Genomic DNA, 17,844 nt, shown 5'->3' on the forward strand with positions numbered 1-17,844 from the left:
CCCGCACTTTTCCTGCATGATGAAACAATCCCCTGCCCCGGACAAGCGGGGGCAAAAAAGGCCGCTGCAAGCAGCGGCCTTTCCTGAAGGTTTCACGTCTTGTTCAAATCGCTTCCGATTAGAACTTGTAGCGCACGCCGAGCTGGTAGCGCGGTGACAGCTCATAGACATAGTAGACCTGTTCCGGCACGCGGTGATAAATCCGCTGGTCTTCGCCGGTCAGGTTGATGCCTTCGAAGGACACAGCCAGCTGCTCATTGATGTCATAGCTGATGTTCAGGTCGTACTGCCCGAAGTCTTCAACATAGATACCCGAGCGGTCGCCACCGACATTCGATTCGCTCAGGAACGTATCGCGCCAGTTGTAAGCCAGACGGGCGGAGAAGCCGTACTTCTCGTAGATCGCCGTCAGGTTTGCCGTATCGGACAGGCCGAGCAGAGCAAACTGCTCTTCGTATGGGTTGGAGCCTGGGTCCAGTCCAACGTCACCATTGACCATGGTGTAGTTGGCCTGGAAACCGAAGCCGGTTTCACCGAAGAAGTGCTGCCAGGCGATCTCGATACCGTCGATATTGCCTTCATTGTTGTTGATCAGCTGCGAGATCGCGAAGACCAGTTCAGGATCATTCGCATCAGACACAACGTCATAGGCACCGAGGATGCGGTCAACTTCGCTTTGCGGAAGCGCACCACCAACCAAGAGCCCTTCGAACTCGGCACGAGCGGCAGCAACGTCGCCACCATTGGCATCAATCAGGGCAACCAGCGAGAACAGGTTTGCTTCTGATTGGTCGATGCCAAGATCCGCGATGATGTCGAGGGCATCGCCGGAGCGCGTACCTGCTTCACCGGAGGCCGGGTCACGAAGGTCGAACAGGTTTCCGTCATAGGACGAGTTACCAATGAAGTTCTTCACCTTCTTGTCGAAGTAACCAACCGACAGATAGCTCGCATCGTCATAGTACCATTCGAGCGAGATATCGAAGTTGTTGGACTCCAGTGGTGCCAGTTCCGGGTTGTTCAGCTTCGCTGTAACCTGACCACCAAGTGCGGATGGACGGTTTGGCGCGTTCACTTCAGTGGATGCGAACAGATTGGTGTAGGCTGTCCGGCCAATGGTTGTGCTGAACGACGTCCGTGCAACGATATTGTCCGTCACGTCGACCTGGAAGTCGAAGTTCGGGAGCAAGTGATCGTAGGACCCGGATCCGCTGAGGCTGCTTGAATCGCTGGTCAGGATCTGGAAGTCGTTGTCCGCTGTCCAGAGCACGTCGACTGGACGCGACTGGTCTGCCACGGATTCAACTTCGGTTTCCTCGTAGCGGATACCCGCATTCACACGTGCCGGACGGCCGAAGAATTCGCTCTCCATCTGGAACTGTGCGTAGAGGGATTTGATTTCCTCTGTGACCGTGTCGAGCGACTCGGTGGTGGAAAGAGTTCCACCCGGATAGGCAGCCGCCAGAAGCGGGAACAGTTTCGCAGCATCGCCCTTGAACGCGATATCGCCCTGACCAACTTTCACGTCATCGAAGACGCAGGAAAGGCAGTACTGCTCCATGACGCCTGGGGCAAATTGCTCAACGTCACCCGGGTTCGAAATACCCCAGGAACCAAGGTCCTGCTGGGTCGTGAAGGTCCAGCGATCCATCGTGGTGTCGCGATAGTTACCACCAACTGTCAGGCTGCTGTTGTCGAACTCCCAGACATAGCGCAGGTCAATTTCGTCGACCTCGTGCTGCATGTTTGCGGAGTTGCTCCGCTGAACCTGCGTACCCAGATCTCCTACGTCCAGAACGCCATTGCCGTTTCCGCGCACGGAGTCGTCAATTGTGTAAGACTGGATTGGCGAACCGCTGCGGTAATCAACAGAGTGCTGAAGGATAACAGGTGCACCCATCGACACGAAGGTCGTCGCGTGACCCAGCGGGTTGTTGCCACCGGATTCGGACTTCGAGCTGTGCGCGTCGAAGATCAGCGTGCCACGATCAGAGAGTTCCCACTCAGCATTGAAACCGAAGGAGTTCAGCTCGTCCTTGACCGCACGATTGGTTTGCTCAAAGCCGATGTCCTTGGAACCATTGTTGTTTTCCTGAAGGAACACAGCGCTGGCAACCGGGCCATCATTGTCGAAAATGATCTGATCGAACGGCGTGGCGAACCAGTTTGTCTGCTCGTAACGAAGCTCTTCTGCTTCCGTTTTCGCAAAGGTGTAATCACCCGTCAGTGTCAGATTGTCGATCGGACGGAATTGCAGGACCAGTTGGCCGTTGATCCGCTCACGGGAAATTTCCGAGAGGTCGTAGCGGCTGTCCTGAGGAATGGCGTAGAGCTGGCCATCCTTTGGCGCATTGGTGATCTGCGTGGATCCGTCACCGCGGACATAGCCGGAATCTTCAAACGCTCCATCGACTTCCGGATCGAAGACCAGCCAGTCATTGATCTGTTGGGAAGGTGCCGCGGAATCGCGCTTGGAGTAAGAACCAAAGACGCCGATACCAAACCGATCAGAATCGTCGGTCCAGCTTGCGAGGCCGGAAAGCTCTGGCGTGAAATCATCACCAGATTCAACACTCGTATCGTTGATTGCCTTGGCCGAGAAAGAAGCGTTCAGACCTGGATCGTCAAATGGCGTCCGTGTCTTGATGTTGACGGTCGCGCCGAGGCCACCTGATGGCAGAACGGCCTGACCCGTCTTGTAGACTTCCAGTCCGTTGACGCCTTCGGAGGCGAGGTTCGAGAAGTCGAACGCGCGATCACCACCGGAGCCATAGTTGCCACGCGCACCGATCGCGCGAACCTTGGCGGTTGGCATGGTGCGGCCGTTCAGGGTGACCAGGTTGAAGCCTGGGCCGAAACCACGAACGGTGATCTCAGACCCTTCACCGTTTACGCGGTTGATGGACACGCCGGTGATGCGCTGAAGCGATTCAGCCAGGTTCGTGTCCGGGAATTTGCCGATGTCTTCGGCAGAAATGGCGTCAACGACACCATTGGAGTCGCGCTTGATATCCATGGCGCGCTCGAGCGATCCGCGGATCCCCTGCACGACCACAACATCTTGCGTAAGGGTCTCTTCAGCCGCCTCTTGGGCGTGCGCTGCCATTGGCATGGCCGACAGAAGAGACACCGCGGACGCGCCGCACAGCAGCGTACCCCATTTTACTTTCCGTGCAGAAGCTGCACGGAGCTTGTCCGTGGAAACAGTCATTACAATCCTCCCTGAGACAGGCGACTCAAAATCAGGTGCCAGTCTTCAATGCTTGTCTCGGCCAGGCAGAATACGACGGCATTCCGGCCTACCCGCGAGCCAATCCATCACCAAATGTTTGCGCTATCAAGTGGGCATCATTGAAAAAACGTAATTTTTAAACTGACCCATTTGCGCAATGAAACCGTTTTCACCCTGATTTTTACTCGATTTTACCTGTGTTTATCGGGACTTGGAGCAATTCGGCGCGCAGAAACCTGTGAGCTTTGAAAACTTTTCACAAACCGCAATTTGAAAAAATAATGACAAGGTTGGCATTTTCGCCACACTTTCTCGGCGCGAAGTGGAAACGTCTCACCAGAATCGCAGACCAAATTCCACGTCTCGGCGACGCCAGACGCACCGGATTCCAGTTTGCAGGCCAGGTCAAATCGAATGCCCGCTCAATCGACACACGAGCCGGTTCTTTGCGATTAGTCGCCTTCAGGAACGTAGATCATCAAGGGGGAAATGGTGGGCGGTAACGGGCTCGAACCGCTGACCCTCTCGGTGTAAACGACGCACTTTTTCTTATTTTACATGGAGTTCTCTGTAAACCGCATCAGGTTTTCCGTATTAAAAACAAGGCTCGTTGGCACCACGTGTAAACCGCAAATGTCATCACTCTGGCATCGGAACTAGGCGCTTGTCGTCATGTCTTCCTCGCTTGCCCAATCGGACTGGTCCACCCGTAAAGTTAGAGTTGGCGGTTTCTGAAATGCCTGGCTCTGGTGGCCCAGTCGTGGTGCTAAAATACAGCAGCGATGAAGTGCTTGGCTCTGGTAGTCCGGCCTTGGTGTTAAAATCCAGCAGCGATTTTGGCCTTGCCAGCATGGCACAGGCCGACGTTGCGGGCAAACTCGGCAGGAGATTGCCCATTGTGAGCCGTATGAGGTCTCCTCTCACTGTAGTCCATTCTCGACGTCTCAAGTAGCTGTATTGCTACGGTCAAGGAAACGAACCCGTTGGCGTTCATCCCGGAGCGATCCATTAAAGGAATTCATGTGCACGCCATCTACCGAGGTACTGGGCCACGAGAAATCCATTTTGATTTGTTTAGATACGTACAAGAGCCCAAGATTTGATCGGTAAGCGCGTCACCATTGTAAGATAGCTAAAGCACTTGCCGGATCACTTTCGTCAGATCCCGTCAATGGTTGAGCTTTATCAACGTCTCTTTTCTATCGATTGAATTCAAACAATAGAGGTTGCTCCAGCCCCTTCTTTATCCGCATACTGATTCTGTCAAGCAACACCTTCACTGAATGCGCGGATGAGTTGGCTGAGCGCTCCCTCGGCTTCAGCGAAGCACGAGCCCGGTTCGCCCCGCTCATGATATTCGCTAATGACTGCCAGGCAGATAGCTGCTAGCTCTCTGGCTAATCCATTCGCGCCTGCGGATGCTTCGAGGCTTTTGCGAAAATCATTTGTCAATCGATTAGCAGCCGCGCCGACCTTGCGGGATTCGACGTTCGGACGCGCGAGCAACAATTCGCGCCTCCGAAGATGCCAGCCTTTCTGAACGAGAGACAAGGACGGCTTACCAAGTTCGGCGGCAACGAACCCGTCGATCAGATTGGCAAGCAAAGTGCATACAGCCAAGACTGCTACGTCATTGCGGAAACCATTCTCAAGCATCCTTGTTTGCGCAGTATAAAGGCCCAAAAGAATATCGACGGCGGCAGATGAGAGCCTCCCCACAGGCACGTCAGCTTTGTCATCGCCTACCGCATTTCTCGCCAATGCCGCGACAACAGTCACTCGCCCGGACCCGATTGAAGTTTTCTGCACAAGAACAATAGTCTACATTTCCCCGAAGAGAGCCGGCCTCACAGCGGCAAGACCAATCGAATGCGTAATAACTCATGCTTCGGACAGCTTGTTCAGAAGCAGAGCTAGCCAAGGCGAAGACTCTTATACTGGAACCTGTTTAGGGAGCACATACCGCCACGATTTTCTGAGACGTTTCGGACAGCCCATTGATGCGCGCTTGCCGATCCGGTATTCCTGCCGATTCAACAAGCTCGTCAATGGACTCTTGTCCTTGTTCTTCAGCGCCTGTTGCTAAGCACTCACAAAAATCCTGACTCTCCTCCTCGCTCAAACCGTCAGCAACAGAAACCGTTACGCAGACGCGCTGCAAATCATCTCGGCCCTCCGCTTGCGCGCTCGCACAATACAGGGCCGCAAAACCAGAGGCAATCAAAGCAAACTTTTTCAACATTTTACCACTCCTTTTTAGTCCTTGTTCGAACTTAATTATTAAGTCAATTGCAGCATACGAATTTTAGATATTTTCGTTTCGCACTAACGACGCACCGCACCTATTTTTCTTCCGCCTCCTGAATGAAATTCATGACGAGTTTTTCAAATCTCGCAGCATGTTCAATTTGCGCCCAATGCCCGCACTCTCCAAAGACATGCAACTGAGACCTCTTGATTAACTGCGACAGCCGCAGGCCATTTTCCAGCGGCACAACCACGTCTTCACGCCCATGAATAACCAGAACCTCATGAGGAATTTTCTGGATATCGCGTTCATCACTTGCCAAGTGCTCCAGCCATCTCCCCCGAGGCGCAGGAAACATCGCTGAGAATGACTCCTGAAAACCCGGACGAATGCTTGCTTTGTACCGTAGTTCAGCAAGCTCATCCGTTACCAAACTTCGATCATATGCAAAGATATCCAGCAAACGGCGCATATTTTCAATGGATGGAGAATACCCCCAAACCTGGTCAAGTCCCTCACTCAGCCCCAACGCCAAACCCGCGCTTCCCATCAGAACAATGCGCCGAACTCTATCCGGGTGTCGAATGGCCATCGCAAGAGAAATCGCACCCCCGAAGGAATTGCCTACGAGATCGGTCCGTTCAATATCAAGAGCGTCCATCAACCCAACAACCTGGTCGAGCCAACTTTCCATATTATAGTAGTCTTTTCCCGGACGTTCCGAATATCCGAACCCGAGCATATCAGGAGCAATTACTCTGGCCACCTCACTAAAATTTGGCATTGCCAATCGCCAGTTTGCCCAAGCTGAAACCCCCGGCCCTGATCCGTGAATCAGAAAGAGCGGTTTCCCAGCGCCGAGATCATGATAGTTCGTCTTTACACCGTGAACTTCAATGTTACGTGCGATCTCTGGGTTGGTATCTTCAGATACGATCTGAATGGCCATGCTAGAATCTCCTAAATGCAGCGTCGGGGGTCGGACGGATTTGGATCAGTTTTGCGGACGCGCCGCTCAAGCTCCTGTGCCCATAAACTTATGTCCCCACATGCTGATGCTGTCATATCGGACGACAGACCAATCTGACTCGATGGGTCGAGCGCCCCATCCATACTCGACAGCAAAGCCGGAAGGCGTGACGCCGTAGAACGAATACATGTGGTCATTTGTGTGCCGACCGAGCGTCATCACGATCTCATTCTTCTCTGACACGCGATCATATGCGCGCCCGACATCATCGAACGAGCTTACTTCCAGCATAAAGTGGTGTAACTTCTTGGAGGCGGGCGCTTGGATTAATGCCAGGCTATGATGGCGCCTGTTGCAATGGAGAAAGTTCACCTGAAGCTTCACGTCCGGATTGACCTGCCAGTCGATGATGTCGGATAGCTCCATTCCCAGTCCACGGATGTAGAAATCCAAAGAACGTTCAATATCTTCAACACTCAGGACATAGTGCCCAAGTCCCTGATCCTGAGTTAGAAATCCAGATACACCCGTAGGCGAAATAAACGGCTCTTCGTAGAGTTCGCTGGCACCATAATACACCTCAATCTTGATCCCTGACGGATCAAGGCAGGATACCAAATCAATCACTCCCCGTTGCGCCAACAGCTTGGAATCGGCCTGCTCGACGGAGATACCCATTTCCTTTAGTCTTTCAGCGATCTCAAGCATCTCGGCTCGATTCGAAGCTTCGAACCCCGCATACAAAAGATCATCTGCCGCACCTGGATGGACTGCAACCCGCCAATTTCGAGAATCCATTCTCAGAAAGAGAGTGTCATTTCTCGTCCCAGCATCCATTAGCCCTAACGTTCCGGTTGCGTAATCCCGCCACGCATCAATGTTTGATGCAGAAAAACCCAGATATCCCAACTTCTTAACGCTCATTGTCTTCTCCCTGTCTTTTTGATTTTAGTGTGTATCCGTACTTATTGTACTTCACGCGACCGTCTTTGCCGCCAATTTGAAAACGTCTTTCATACGAATGAGTGGATCACGAATTGATTTCGCATCTACCTGCATCCTCCGTTCAATGATTTTTGATGCGAAAGAAAAATCTGCCGGCTGGTTTATTGAAACAACAGATTGAAGCTCCCCACCATTCAATCGACACACCGTCATTCCGGTCCCTCCGGGATCAACCCGAGTGACGACATCGCCAGGACCAGTGACTTCGCCCATCATCTGTATCCGATGCCCCGCTATCTCCGTCCAAGAAATCGGAACTTGCGGTGCTGGCTCACCCTTTCCGAGCATTGCTCCCGCAGCCACAGCCGCCTGGTTTTGAGAATTCAGATAAGTCTCCAGACTGCGGCGCCCTCCGCTCCTGAGAGGCCAACTTGCGACATCGCCCGCTGCGTACACCGTGTCGCTTGAAGCCATACCAACTGAATTTACAATGATGCCCCTCGCGCACGCCAATCCAGCATGCTCTGCTAAAGCGGTGACCGGCTCCGCACCAACGCTGACGATTGCCAGATCACCAGAAAATCTTCTTCCGTCGCCGCATCGTACTTCCCGGAACGAGGGGTCTAGATCTACATGAGTAATTGAGACGCCCGTGTGGACTTCAACCCCTATGGCCTCCAATTCCTCTCGACACCACGAGCCTATTGTCTTGCCCAGAACACGCAACAAGAGCTCATTGGCAGTCTCAAGGATAATCGCCTTTGCACCCATCTTCTGAATTGTAGTGGCAAGCTCACATCCAATGAGGCCTCCCCCGATGATGATGACTTGTGCCCCAGGGGAGATTGCTCCCTGTAGAGCCACGCAATCGTCAAGTGTCCGCAGTGAGTAAAGTCCCGGCGTCTCGCTATGCGCATCTAGACGCAGAGACCGCGCCCGAGACCCAGTGGCAAAAAGGAGCTTGTCAAACTTGAGGTCCGAGCCAGAGCTCACCTCAATACGCATCGAGGGCAAGTCTATTGTTTCAACGCGAACTCCCAGACATTTCTCGACCCTGAATTCTTCGCTCCAATTACAACCCATTAACAAAGGGGGGGCAGATTTGGTCGCTAAAGCAGACTTGGACAAGGAGGGTCGATCATATGGCTCATACGGCTCGTCGCCAAAGAGGAAAATCTTTCCCTCAAACCCCTGGTCTCTGAGCGACCGACACGCTGTCGCCCCCGCCAGACCCGCACCTATGATCGCGAAACTCTGCATCAATCGTTGACCTTACCAGATTCGAAATCCACGTAGACGTCGTTGCCCTCCACCTTCACGGGATAAACAGTTAAGGCCGCGCAAGCGGGTGGAGCCTTCACTTTTCCCGTCCGCACACAGAATTTTCCCCAGTGAAGCGTACACTCAATGACGCCATTTTCGAGAAAGCCATCCGCTAACGACCAGTCGCCATGTGTGCAGCGGTCCTGAGTCGCGAGGATCTCTCCGTCTAAGTTGAATAGCGCGATAGGTTCGTCGAACAACTCCACCCGCAACGCGTCACCTTCAGGAACTTCGTCTAGGCTGCAAACTTTCTTAAAAGCCATCACGATACCTAGAAAAAGATGCTGAGATTATTAGAGAGAATCGTACTTTGATCGATGTGTATGGTTCTCTTAGCGATCATGAAGCCGAGCTTGTTGTCACTGCGGCGCAGTACATCCATTCGCTCTCCTGCAAAAATATCGACCTGCCGTTCCAGACGATTTCGGTAAAGAATAAATGACGACGTCACATGAACTTCCTGATCATCACTTGCATCGTTAATGATGACGTTCGCTATGATGTGGCGCGTTCGCGAAGCCGGGCTTTCAGACCATCCGACATCCGACATTAATTTCCGCTGCCGCCCACGCATCATCACTAGATCATCATCAAAATGCGCGTACTCACCGTCCTTAGAGTATTCGAGCTTTTGATCGCGCCTCGTGCGATTCGTTCTCAACGGCATAAAGTACCTGATGTCCTTGTCCAGAAGGTCAAACCAATCGTTGAACTCGTGCCGATCAAGCAGAAGAGACTCCTTATAATAGAATTGCTCAACTTCATGCTGCAGCAGCAGAGCGGCAGTGCTTATCTGCGACGCTGATGACTCTGGTCCCACTTTTTCTTTCAGCATAATTATCTCCAATTTGCGCGATTTATGCGCCCGTTATTCGCGAGGGTTAATAGAACTATCGGTTGAGCGCACTTCGCTCTGCCTACGAAACGGGTGATCCGCTCACAGACCTCCCTACTTTGGCCCGAGTGTGTCCCAATCAGGTTCAGTCATCATACGGATCCACTGATGATAGAGTCCGCGAGCGGCTTCTTCATTGTACACATACCCAATACTGCCCGGGTAATGCGGATTATCGGCAGCAGAACGACCTTTTCCCATTTGAATGTTGAGCCGGCGCTTCCTAGCCTGATGCCCTCGCAACACAGCCTGGATTTCGACCCAGTTTTCACCATCGTCTTGCTCGAATACGCCTCCGGCAGAAAACGTTCTTAATGTCTGACGGCGGTACTCTTCCTTGATCTCGTCAGGAGCATCAGCATCTACAACTGTAAATGCCCATATCTCTGTCTCGTTCGGGCCTCTCGGCTGCCAGGTTCGAACGGTGTTGATACCGGGAAGGAATGAGCAGGTTGGGAAAACAGTCATGTGCTGGACCATCAATTGACGCGCACGCTCTGCGCTTCCCAAGCGCCTCTCCGCCCTGGCGGCCGCTTCACCTTCCGTCCAATATTTAGCAATCTTGGGCCCCATGATAGCCACTAGCATACCTGGCTCTCCGACATAGAAACCCGTTCCATGCCCGCCCCACTTCGCCCTGAACTGGTATCCCACCGTCGGAATCTTCGCATCCGAAAGCTCCATACCTTCGGGCAGGCCCGCCTCGATACCGGACAGATGGGATACGGTTCCGGCATGATACATGTCACTACAAAACTGCTCAGCGGCAAACTTCCAGTTGCATGGGATAACCCATTTCTGCATGCCGCTGATAACTTCAGTACCCGCCTCGGTTCGATCGAGCATGTGGTCCATGTAGAATGTCGCGTCGCCAAGATACTCGCGCAGATTTGGCGCGTTTTTATCCCAGTTCGCGAAGATCAAGCCCTTGTAGGTCTCAACCCTTGCCTGGCCCGGCCCCCACTCGGCCTTGTTGAAGTCCTCACAGAATGCCTCAGACTCATATGGTACGTTCACCAAGTTTCCGCCGATGTCGTACGCCCAACCATGATAGCTGCATGTAAACGATTTTGCGTTGCCGCCATCGGTTCGACAGATTCTCATCCCCCTATGCGGGCACTGGTTTAGAAAAACCTTCAAGCTTCTATCTTTTTGACGCACAAGAATGACGGGATCCTCGCCCATATAGGCCGTCAAAAAGTCACCGGCTTTGGGAACATGTGTCTCGTGCCCGAGCATAATCCATGATCGTCCGAAAACGCGTTCCTGTTCCAACTCATACAGATCCTGATCTGAATAAATTCTTGGATCAAGCGTGCCATTCTCTTCGTCAAGCAGAGCCGTTATCTCCTCGACATTCCAAACATTTTTCTTCTCGAACGCCTTTGGTTCGTGCCCGATGTTCAGGCGCGTCTTTGTTTTAGCCGTCGTCATATTTGTAACCTTCCTTGATATCATGAGCCGCCCATGCCTCCATTTTTAATATGAGGCCTGCCGGCAGAATTAGCCTTCCTTGTCCGGACTTTCCAAAATCAGACCACGCCCCTTCAAGAATTCTACGGCTGACCAAATATGAAAAGATAGCGCCTCAACCGCCGCATCGGCGTCACGCGCAATGGCCAACTCGAAAATCTTCTCGTGTTCAGAATGAGCCAACACGCCAGGGCTTACTCGACTGGCTGTAGACAACCGCCGGTAGCGTTCCGCTTGCTTGTAGAGAATAACTCGGAACTTCTGCACCCAGCGAGAGGAAGAAGCCGATACGAGCGCATCATGAAATTCCTGATTGCGCTGCTCCCATATCTCGAATCCTGCGATTGGATTAGCTTCGAGCCTTTTCTCCGCAAGGGACAGTTGGTGATATGCTTGGACAACCCGACCTTCCCAGTCATCTTTCCCGGATACGATACTATCCCGCAACGCTGATGCTTCCAGCAGGACCCGCGCCTTGGTCAAATCCTCGAAATCAACAAGCGACATCGGCGCCACTCGAAAACCTTTTTGGGATTGAGTAAGGACGAGCCCATCCGACACGAGGAGAGATAACGACTCCCTCACAGTGCCAACACTCACTCCATAATTTTCACTTAGTGGCTGAAGTCGCAGCTTGTCACCCGGCCCATACTTGCCGTGTACAATATCGAGACTCAACTGCTCGTAAGTCGACTCAATCAGGCTCCGAGGCCCGTCTGATTCGGACTCAGTTTCCGTCCGACGCTGGAACATTTCACCCGTGGACATGATTGATAGCCTCTTCCTCACCTTGGATTATTCTTTTTTATCAAATAAAATTATTTTTTTTCTTATGTCAACAAAATTCAGGATGCATTCCCCAATTTCTCAGCATTCCGTCTGGGCCATAGAGTCCCACGCACGCCCGAAAATTCGTGTTCATTATCCTTTGCCCAAGCGCCTGATAAAATGTTCACTCGGGAGATAATACAGACGCACGTTAGCGTGCGCACTTCCGCGTAGCGCGCCTCAAACAAGCTCTCTCATGAATCCCAAAACCAATTCATTTACTTCCTCAGGCCGTTCTTGTTGGATCCAATGACCGCATCCGGACAGAATGTGTGACCCGACATAATTCGGAACGAACTCGCCTACACGATCAATTGCCTCTAGTCCCCATCCTGTCGTGACATCGCACTCTCCTCCAATAAACATCGCAGGTGGGCGAAGCTGAGTGCCGTCATGTGACTCAAGCTGCTCCCAACTGTTTTGAATACTTCGATAATAGGAAAAAGGCCCTATCATTCCTGACCGCTCGAACTCCTGCGTATAGAACTCCAAATCATCCGTTCTCAACCAGACCGGAAGATCGGCGGGCGCATGCATTTTGTCCCGCATTCGAGCACCAAACGGTATACTAAGGGCGCTCGCACGTATGATGTCCACTTGCGGTAAGTCCAAAAGGCCAGAAAAACCCGCAGCCTTCATACTCTCGCCTGAAAAGGCCCACAGAACGTCACGTATCCAACCACCCGAATCTTCTTCGAATTCCCGTATGGCCGGTGCCAGCGAACCAAAATAGTCCTGATAGAATTGTTGGTCTGGTCCAGCCAATTCTTTATGAATATCTTCTGGAGAGCGTTCACCGAAAGGAGAGCCAGGCAGAGCAATTAGCCCGCGCCCAGAGAAAGGAATTGCAAGCCCCACAACGCCACGGAAGATTTCAGGATGCAACCAGGCCGCTGTCCAGGCAATCATTGCCCCCCAGTCATGCCCAACGACAACGGCACTTGAGGCACCTAACGCCCTGACCACACCCACGATGTCCTCGACAACAGACTTGATCAGATAATATTCGGAGTCCAAGAATTTGGATGATCGCCCATAGCCTCTTAGATCAATGGCAACGGCCTGGTAACCGGCCTCGGCTAAAGCTGAAAGCTGGTGGCGCCACGAATACCAGGACTCCGGAAAGCCGTGAACGAGTATGACTAGTGGGCCTTCGCCTTCGCACACGGCGTGAATTCGGGCAGAGCCGACAGTCAAGAATTGTGAGCTTCTTTGTTGCATGATTTTTTCCGAAATCAGAAATCAAAATTGTCTCTGTGCGTCCGTGAAGGCCGGCTCCAAAAAGCAAGTCCGGAAAGCCCCTCGGGAGGTATCCTGCTGCTCCAAATAACTTGACAGCATAGCTCTCCGCCGAACTATTCAATTCTCAAAACGACGTTGCCCGGCAACGCTCCGCTCTCAACCAGTTCATGGGCTTCCACGAGATTTGCAAAGCTCACCTTTTTTGCAATATTATGCAGGACGTTCTTGTCCTTAAGCATGTCTTGGAGCACCAACAGGGCTCTTTGCCTATCTGACCTGGATAATTTGTACACGATGAAAAAGCGATAACAGATATTGCGTCCGATTGACGGCGAGAAAGGTAAAGCGATTTCTTTTTGACTGCTGCCATAGATGACGGCCAGCCCCCCCTCTTTCATAATCGCCACGTCTGTTTGAATGTTGGCAGCCAGGTCTACTTCGATTATCCGGTCGACGCCCCGATGGTCCGTAACCTTGTTGATTTCTTCGACCAGCGTGTCTGTTTTGTAGTTGAATACAAAATCTGCTCCTGCGCGCCTCGCTAGGGCCGCCTTCTCCTCACTGCTGACTGTCGCAATGACAATTCTGGCACCACAAAATTTTGCCGCCTGAATCGCGTAATGGCCAACCGCACCTGCGCCACCCGCGACGAGGACAATCTGCCCTCGAACTCCTCCGTCAGTTGCGACGGCATGACAGGCGGTCATTGCAGGAATGCCGAGACATGCACCGTTCTCAAGCGCCAGCCCGTCCGGCATATGCTCGACCTGCTCAGAAGGCAGCACAACGAACTCAGCGGCAGTTCCATTGCTTCTGTTCCATGCGGCATTCCAGACCCAAACCGCATCGCCCGGCTGAAAATCGTCAACGCCATCACCAATCATATCAACCAGTCCGGCTCCGTCACTATGAGGAATGCGTGGAAATGGGATTGTGGAGGGGATGTGCCCACTGCGGGTTTTGACATCAGAAGGGTTCACACCCGACCATTTTAACCGCACCCGAACTTCGCCGGCCCCAGGCGCCGGCATCACCATCTCCCGCAGCGTCAATACGTCCGCAGCTGGCCCTGTATTCTCGTAGATATAAGCTTTCATGTTTTCCCTTTCTGGCGTCAATTCCAGATTCAAAAATTACTCATCCGTGGGCCGCCAAGACATTTGCCATTGTGGTGAGGCCGGATACGCGCCTACCGAGCAATGGCTGAAGTGATATCATTCAATACCTGCGGGTCATCGATCGTCGCCGGAACTACATAGTCTTGCGACTCCGCAATGCTCTTGATCGTTTTCCGTAGAATCTTTCCCGACCTTGTTTTTGGAAGTTGATCGACAACGATGACGCGCTTGAAGGCAGTTACCGGACCAATTTCGGTTCTCACCAAGTTTACGATTTCTCTCGTAATTTCTTCCTCTGCACGCGTGACCCCATCGTTCAAAACGATGAGCCCAATTGGTAATTCTCCCTTCAAAGAATCTGCAACTCCAATAACGGCGCACTCCGCGACATCTGGATGCGCCGCCACCACTTCCTCGATTGCACCAGTGGACAGGCGATGACCCGCAACGTTAATAATGTCGTCAACGCGGCTCATGACGAAGATGTAGCCCTTATCGTCTATATATCCGGCATCCCCGGTCTTGTAGTATCCGGGGTATTCCTCAAAGTATGATTTTAGAAATGCCTCATCGTCTTCCCACAGTGACAGCAAACACCCCGGTGGAAGCGGCAGCTTTATGACAATAGCTCCGTGCCCACCTTGCGGCATTTCAGAACCGCTCTCATCCACAATGCGAACATCAAATCCAGGCATAGGAACTGTGCTAGAACCATATTCTGTTGGCAGCTGTTCTATTCCCAACGGATTGGCTGCGATCGGCCACCCTGTTTCAGTCTGCCACCAGTGATCTACGACTGGCACATCAAGGAGACGCTCTGCCCACTGGATCGTGTCAGGATCTGCTCGTTCACCCGCAAGGAACAGCTGTCTGAAACCGGAATGATCGTAACCGGAAAATAATGAGCCTGCTGGGTCGACTTTCTTGATCGCCCTTAACGCCGTGGGTGCCGTAAAGAGCGTATTAACCCGGTGCCGCTCAATCACCCTCCAAAAGGTTGCAGCGTCTGGTGTTCCGACCGGCTTTCCTTCAAACAGTATCGTCGCACTGGCGTTAAGAAGCGGACCATACACAATATACGAATGACCGACGACCCATCCTACATCCGATGCGGCCCAGAACACCTCTCCCGGTTTGACATTGTATACATATTCCATCGACCATTTGAGAGCGACCGCATACCCCCCGTGATCCCTGACGATACCCTTCGGCTTTCCAGTCGTCCCCGATGTATGCAGAATGTATAGCGGGTCGGTAGACGCCACGCTCACACATTCGGCTCTCTCGCCAGCCGTTCTTGCGGTTTCAACCAGGGCGGCCCAGTCGAAGTCCCGCTCATGCTCAAGCTCGCACGTCCTGCTAGAACGCTGGAAAATGATTGAACACTCAGGTTTGTGCGGGCTGAGCCTGATCGCCTCATCAAGGAGAGGCTTGTACTCAACGATACGACCAGGCTCGAGCCCGCAGGACGCTGACAACACAATTCTTGGCGTCGCGTCCTCGATTCGAGTGGCAAGCTCTCTAGCTGCGAACCCCCCGAATACGACCACATGGACTGCTCCGATGCGCGCCGTCGCAAGCATCGCAATCACAGCCTCGGGAACCATTGGCATGTAAATCAAGACCCGATCGCCGGCATTCACCCCACGCTCTTTTAGCACGGTCGCAAGTATACCAACCTCATCGAGTAGTTCAGAATAAGTATACTTCCGCACCGCTCCCGTCATTGCGCTATCGTAAATCAACGCCAGATCATCTCCACGGCCATCGCGCACATGACGGTCCAAAGCATTCCAGCATATGTTGCATTCGGCGCCGACAAACCAACGGGTCGCATGATCTTTCGATTCTCTGAGTACGTCGTAAGGTCTATACCACTCCACGGCATGAGACGCTGCCTCCCAAAACTTATCAGGTGCCGATTCCCATTTCTGGTATGTCGTTCTATAACTTCCCATAAGAATGTCTTCCAATACTGCCGGGTCCGCCTTGCCGCCACTATGTTCTTTACAACCGCACAACCAGTTTCCGGCCTGTGACCAAGACGGAATAGTTCCAATTTTCTTCGGTGTGAATCGTAGCTCGGCAGCACGTGCGGGTTGGCAATCTTGATGAATGCCAACCCGAGAGTGACTAGCGTTTGTCTCTCAATTTATCGACGTCGAACAAAGAATTGTCCATCTGATCAACTTTCTCCCAATCCGACGACATGCTGAGTATCGTGTGCCGTTGTGAAATCAAGTTTGGAATAATCAGTGAACGCCACATTGCGCGTCCCGTTGTGGGCTGCCACCAGCGTGAATCGTCCCAAGTCCGCCATAGGTTACCCCGACGATCGTACATTTCCATCCACTGGGTATAGTAGAGTTCCTTATCTACCCAAATGCGTTTTTTGGAGTACTGGTAGCTGTTGGTGAGATCATCGATATCATAAACCCATACCGGCCTCAGCTCCATGTCAACAATTCCCGTCAAAGCGCAATGCGCCTCATCCGGACGATAAGGATCGTATGCTGCACCAACCTCCGGTGCGGCTAATACGAAGCCCTCTTTAACCATGGTGTACTTGAATTTGCGTTTATCAGTTTTGGTCCACTGACTACGCCATTCGTCCCAAGTGAGCTCCAGAGACGGAGCAATTGGATCTTGGCCATTGGTACCAGTAAGAGTGCGAGTACGACGGAGCGTAGGGATGAAAATCTTGAAGTTGTCATCTTTGTCAGCATCCGCGTACCGAAGTCGGACACCGGCTAATCCTCGCACATCCCTAGGCGAAGTTAGTAGCAAAGAACCCGCTTCGGTGACACCTTCATATCCCGGAACATTACCGAGCGGAGTTTTACCAACTCTACCCGCCATCTTGCGCCACCAAATATTGCCTGTGTAAGAGCGTTCGACCTTATTGCTGGAGCTACAGCCGGTCATCAGTACCGGGTTGAACCAGAGATCTTCTGTTCCCACGCCGTGCGCATTGAACAACCAGTTTAGTTCATCACCATTTTTTGGTGTCAGGAAAGGCAATCCGCTCTTTGTGAGAACGCCATTTTTTCCGTCCCTGTCTACCAGCTCACCCTTTTCATTAATCGTGAAGGGATCTTTGCCCAGCTTCTTGGTCGCATCGAGCAGAGCTTTCTGCATATAATAATGGTTCGTGGGAACAATGCGGATACCCTTGACACCCATCCACTCACTATTGAGCCGATCAATCCAGAACTTTGGAAGATAGTCTGACAACCAAGGCATTGACGCCAGGTTGTCTTTCGTGATGATTAACCCTGGTTTTAGCTCGCCCGGAATATCGGCGTCCTCTATGAGGCTCGAGGCCGTGTAACCTCTGAAATCCTTCCACTCTTTCTCAAGTTTTCGGGTCTCATCATTGTCAAGCATATCAGCCCAGGCTTTGTGTTCGGGCAAGCCCGTCTCCTTGGCAAACGCCTTCCAGCGCTCGATATAATCTTCTTGTGCATTCGCTACGGGCGTTGCTGCAGTCGCAACTGCCATAAGCGCCGTCGCTCCGATCAGAAAGCTTTTCAAGCTTAACCGTTTCATTTTCTTCTCCATCATCAAGAA

General features: G+C 52.3%; 14 protein-coding genes. All 14 read right to left on the reverse strand.

Features of this window, described 5'->3' with window-relative positions:
• Nucleotides 1-118: 118 nt before the first annotated feature.
• Nucleotides 119-3,211, reverse strand: a complete 3,093-nt coding sequence (locus HF931_RS00660; RefSeq protein WP_273241454.1) for a TonB-dependent receptor — start codon at nucleotides 3,209-3,211, stop codon at nucleotides 119-121.
• A 1,284-nt stretch (nucleotides 3,212-4,495) separates the two neighbouring features.
• Nucleotides 4,496-5,011 (reverse strand): hypothetical protein, encoded by a 516-nt coding sequence (locus HF931_RS00665; RefSeq protein WP_045699449.1) that lies wholly within the window; start codon nucleotides 5,009-5,011, stop codon nucleotides 4,496-4,498.
• Between the two features lie 169 nt (nucleotides 5,012-5,180).
• The gene (locus HF931_RS00670; protein ID WP_034738361.1) at nucleotides 5,181-5,474 is read right to left on the reverse strand and encodes a hypothetical protein; all 294 of its coding nucleotides are present in this window, start codon (nucleotides 5,472-5,474) and stop codon (nucleotides 5,181-5,183) included.
• A 100-nt stretch (nucleotides 5,475-5,574) separates the two neighbouring features.
• Entirely contained in the window at nucleotides 5,575-6,429 is an 855-nt protein-coding gene (locus tag HF931_RS00675; protein WP_034738360.1) for an alpha/beta fold hydrolase, read from the reverse strand.
• 66 nt (nucleotides 6,430-6,495) lie between these two features.
• Entirely contained in the window at nucleotides 6,496-7,374 is an 879-nt protein-coding gene (bphC, locus tag HF931_RS00680; protein WP_034738359.1) for a biphenyl-2,3-diol 1,2-dioxygenase, read from the reverse strand.
• A 51-nt stretch (nucleotides 7,375-7,425) separates the two neighbouring features.
• A complete protein-coding gene (locus HF931_RS00685; protein ID WP_051615014.1) occupies nucleotides 7,426-8,655 on the reverse strand; it encodes an NAD(P)/FAD-dependent oxidoreductase in 1,230 nt (409 codons plus the stop codon).
• A complete protein-coding gene (locus tag HF931_RS00690) occupies nucleotides 8,655-8,981 on the reverse strand; it encodes a bifunctional 3-phenylpropionate/cinnamic acid dioxygenase ferredoxin subunit (protein WP_034738357.1) in 327 nt (108 codons plus the stop codon). Before HF931_RS00690 ends, HF931_RS00685 begins: the two co-directional genes overlap by 1 nt.
• An 8-nt stretch (nucleotides 8,982-8,989) precedes the next feature.
• Nucleotides 8,990-9,553 carry an aromatic-ring-hydroxylating dioxygenase subunit beta gene (locus HF931_RS00695; protein WP_045699447.1) on the reverse strand — a complete coding sequence of 188 codons (564 nt, stop codon included), beginning with the start codon at nucleotides 9,551-9,553 and terminating at the stop codon, nucleotides 8,990-8,992.
• A 114-nt stretch (nucleotides 9,554-9,667) separates the two neighbouring features.
• Complete coding sequence (locus HF931_RS00700) at nucleotides 9,668-11,047, reverse strand: aromatic ring-hydroxylating dioxygenase subunit alpha (protein ID WP_084146479.1); 1,380 nt, start codon at nucleotides 11,045-11,047, stop codon at nucleotides 9,668-9,670.
• A 69-nt stretch (nucleotides 11,048-11,116) separates the two neighbouring features.
• Nucleotides 11,117-11,854: a GntR family transcriptional regulator gene (locus HF931_RS00705; RefSeq protein ID WP_206741425.1), complete on the reverse strand. Its 738-nt coding sequence runs from the start codon at nucleotides 11,852-11,854 to the stop codon at nucleotides 11,117-11,119.
• 240 nt (nucleotides 11,855-12,094) lie between these two features.
• A complete protein-coding gene (locus tag HF931_RS00710; protein WP_045699445.1) occupies nucleotides 12,095-13,135 on the reverse strand; it encodes an alpha/beta fold hydrolase in 1,041 nt (346 codons plus the stop codon).
• Between the two features lie 134 nt (nucleotides 13,136-13,269).
• A complete protein-coding gene (locus HF931_RS00715) occupies nucleotides 13,270-14,253 on the reverse strand; it encodes an NADPH:quinone reductase (RefSeq protein ID WP_034738356.1) in 984 nt (327 codons plus the stop codon).
• Nucleotides 14,254-14,345: 92 nt separating this feature from the next.
• A complete protein-coding gene (locus tag HF931_RS00720) occupies nucleotides 14,346-16,232 on the reverse strand; it encodes an AMP-binding protein (RefSeq protein WP_349679777.1) in 1,887 nt (628 codons plus the stop codon).
• 175 nt (nucleotides 16,233-16,407) lie between these two features.
• Entirely contained in the window at nucleotides 16,408-17,838 is a 1,431-nt protein-coding gene (locus tag HF931_RS00725; RefSeq protein ID WP_273241464.1) for an outer membrane lipoprotein-sorting protein, read from the reverse strand.
• Nucleotides 17,839-17,844 lie beyond the last annotated feature (6 nt).

The organism is Hyphomonas atlantica corrig., assembly GCF_017795365.1.
In the GTDB taxonomy this organism is placed as follows: Bacteria; Pseudomonadota; Alphaproteobacteria; order Caulobacterales; family Hyphomonadaceae; genus Hyphomonas; species Hyphomonas atlantica.

Excerpts from the sequence above, each read along its gene's own strand:
- HF931_RS00660 (WP_273241454.1), bottom strand. The coding sequence starts at position 3,211 with ATGACTGTTTCCACGGACAAGCTCCGTGCAGCTTCTGCACGGAAAGTA.
- HF931_RS00670 (WP_034738361.1), bottom strand. The coding sequence starts at position 5,474 with ATGTTGAAAAAGTTTGCTTTGATTGCCTCTGGTTTTGCGGCCCTGTAT.
- HF931_RS00675 (WP_034738360.1), bottom strand. The coding sequence starts at position 6,429 with ATGGCCATTCAGATCGTATCTGAAGATACCAACCCAGAGATCGCACGT.
- bphC (WP_034738359.1), bottom strand. The coding sequence starts at position 7,374 with ATGAGCGTTAAGAAGTTGGGATATCTGGGTTTTTCTGCATCAAACATT.
- HF931_RS00685 (WP_051615014.1), bottom strand. The coding sequence starts at position 8,655 with ATGCAGAGTTTCGCGATCATAGGTGCGGGTCTGGCGGGGGCGACAGCG.
- HF931_RS00690 (WP_034738357.1), bottom strand. The coding sequence starts at position 8,981 with ATGGCTTTTAAGAAAGTTTGCAGCCTAGACGAAGTTCCTGAAGGTGAC.
- HF931_RS00695 (WP_045699447.1), bottom strand. The coding sequence starts at position 9,553 with ATGCTGAAAGAAAAAGTGGGACCAGAGTCATCAGCGTCGCAGATAAGC.
- HF931_RS00700 (WP_084146479.1), bottom strand. The coding sequence starts at position 11,047 with ATGACGACGGCTAAAACAAAGACGCGCCTGAACATCGGGCACGAACCA.
- HF931_RS00705 (WP_206741425.1), bottom strand. The coding sequence starts at position 11,854 with ATGTCCACGGGTGAAATGTTCCAGCGTCGGACGGAAACTGAGTCCGAA.
- HF931_RS00710 (WP_045699445.1), bottom strand. The coding sequence starts at position 13,135 with ATGCAACAAAGAAGCTCACAATTCTTGACTGTCGGCTCTGCCCGAATT.
- HF931_RS00715 (WP_034738356.1), bottom strand. The coding sequence starts at position 14,253 with ATGAAAGCTTATATCTACGAGAATACAGGGCCAGCTGCGGACGTATTG.
- HF931_RS00720 (WP_349679777.1), bottom strand. The coding sequence starts at position 16,232 with ATGGGAAGTTATAGAACGACATACCAGAAATGGGAATCGGCACCTGAT.
- HF931_RS00725 (WP_273241464.1), bottom strand. The coding sequence starts at position 17,838 with ATGATGGAGAAGAAAATGAAACGGTTAAGCTTGAAAAGCTTTCTGATC.